Source organism: Aquiflexum sp. (assembly GCF_041751335.1).
GTDB lineage: Bacteria > Bacteroidota > Bacteroidia > Cytophagales > Cyclobacteriaceae > Aquiflexum.
In genome coordinates, this window is record NZ_JBGSXS010000045.1 from 1 (window position 1) to 2430 (window position 2430).

The following is a 2430-nucleotide window of genomic DNA, read 5'->3' on the forward strand; positions in this document are numbered from 1 at the left end:
TCTTATTATTCGCTTGAGGTCAACGATGAGACCAACAAAGATGCAGCTTGGTATTACCCGGAGCCCAAACCTGCGGCCAGGGAAATCAAGGACCACGTTGCTTTCTGGAAAGGGGTCAAAGTGGAGCGATAAGCTCTTTAAAGCAAAATTGGTTTGTTAATAAGTATGATTCTTTATTATTGTAGATCATTTATATACGCAATGATTCATGTAAAATGGTAAATCAATATTATTCTTGCCAGGAAACTGAATTGTCCCATTCTTCGGACTTCCGGCTTCGGACTTCCCTCCCTAGTGGACAGGCAGCCAACCTGTTAGTGGTAGAATATTGGGTTACTGTCGAAGAAGCGAATAACCATTTTGTAGATAATGTTTCTTAATAAGGCAATTGATACCCAAAGACTAACCTTCATCCTTTCATTGGTTTTTTGCCTTTTGTTCTTAATTCCTGCCGTAGCTTTTCCTGAATTATTCAAAATAAAATTAGGCGAATGGACAGGTTTCAGTATGGGGGTTTTTGGAGGGTTTTATCTATGGTTGGGTTTTTTGGCAGTTATGCTGTTATTGATTTTGGCCTTTTCGCCCATAGGGAAAAAAAGACTTGGTAAAGAAAAACCGGAATATGGCTGGTTCTCTTGGATTGCGATGCTGTACAGTACAGGAATGGGTGGAGGGTTGCTGTTGAGGGCAGTGCAGGAACCGGTTTATTATTTCTCCAATCCACCCAGGGCTACAGCGTTTACTGACAGTGAGTTCGCCTTTCAATACACTTTCTTTCATTGGGGTTTGACACCATGGGCTTTTTATGGGCTTTTTGGATTGATCATCAGTTACAATCTCTATATCAGGGAAACGAGTATCTTGGGATCTGCTGTTTTGGGTAAGAGATTTGAAAAAACAATTTGGGTTTCGGCAATTGATCTTTTGATCATTATATGTACGCTTTTGGGAGTAGTGGCAAGTGTTGGCTTGGGTAGTAGACAGCTATTGAGTGCTTTGGCGTACTGGACAGGGTGGGATCAATTGGCTTCTGGAAATGCGATATGGATAGTTTTGCTTGTATGTCTGGTGGCTACCTTGTCCGCATTCATTGGTGTAAATAAAGGTATCAGGGTGCTTTCCAATCTTAACATCGCAATGGCTTCCGTACTGCTTGGATTTACATGGTTGATAGGGAGTGAATGGTCTGTATTGGGAAATCTTTTGAAATCTTCTGGAGCCTATCTTTGGGAATTCGTCCCTATGAGTCTGAATTTAAAAAGCCATCAGGTTACGAAGGAATTTTTGATGAATTGGACTTACTTTTATTGGGCATTTTGGTTGGCTTGGGCGCCATTTACCGGGGTATTTATAGCAAGAATATCTAAAGGGAGGACTATCCGTCAATTTATAGCAGGTGTTATTTTTATTCCCACATTAGGCACATTTCTTTGGTTTTCGGTGTTTGGGGGAAATGCCTTTTTACTTTTGGAAGCAGGAAAAGTCACTTTGGAAGATCTCGGATCTATCTACAACAGTTTATTTAATTTCTTAGAAACCTTTCCTTTTTCTAACTGGAGTAATACTGTCGCATCCATACTGGTGTTTACTTTTTTGATCACCTCTGTGGACTCGGCCATATTTGTTTTAAGTATGTTTTCTGACAATGGAAAAACGGAACCGAAAAGACGGTTTAGATTGTTTTGGGGGGTAACCATTGCATTATTCGCAATGGCAGTGATCTGGATCGGCAAAGACAGCTTATTGGAATCTGTGAGTCAGTTGATGATTCTATTTGCGCTACCATTTAGTTTTTTATTTTCAGCAATGATCTTGTATATTATTTATCAGCTATATTTTAAAAAAACTCATGAACAGAAATCATAAGCTTACTGCACTTTTCTTAAAATGTAGAAATCTCACGGAGTCTATCTGCGGACCTTTGGAAGTGGAGGATTATATACCTCAGCCCATCGTGGATGTATCTCCACCCAAGTGGCATTTGGGCCATACTACCTGGTTTTTTGAAGCATTCGTTTTGCAGCAGTTTTTTGAAGATTATGAAATATTTCACGAGGATTTTGCCTATCTATTTAACAGCTATTACAATAATGCAGGAAAAAGGGTGCTTAGACCAAACAGAGGACTGATGAGCCGTCCACCTGTCAGGGAGGTGATGGATTACAGGAAATATGTTACGGATTCCATGGTGGAATTTTTGTCCAAGGAACAGGAAGATAAAATATTGGATATCATCGAACTTGGTATCAACCATGAGCAGCAGCATCAGGAATTATTGGTCTATGATATCAAATATATCTTGGGAAATCAGCCTACTTTTCCAGAATATGGCGATGGGTTTGATTGTAAAAAAGAGTCTGGAAAAAATGGATTTGTAAAAAGGAGCGAAGGATTATACACCATCGGAGCAGATGGGAAAAGTTTTTGTTA

General features: G+C 39.6%; 3 protein-coding genes. All 3 read left to right on the plus strand.

What is annotated here, in order from left to right; all coding sequences use genetic code 11:
• The coding region (locus ACEW8U_RS02515; protein ID WP_373520461.1) for a DUF427 domain-containing protein at positions 1-132 on the plus strand (132 nt) is incomplete at its 5' end.
• A 237-nt stretch (positions 133-369) separates the two neighbouring features.
• Positions 370-1866, plus strand: a complete 1497-nt coding sequence (locus ACEW8U_RS02520; RefSeq protein WP_373520459.1) for a BCCT family transporter — start codon at positions 370-372, stop codon at positions 1864-1866.
• Positions 1850-2430: DinB family protein (locus tag ACEW8U_RS02525; RefSeq protein WP_373520460.1), on the plus strand; the 581-nt coding region annotated here is incomplete at its 3' end. The genes ACEW8U_RS02520 and ACEW8U_RS02525, both read left to right, overlap by 17 nt.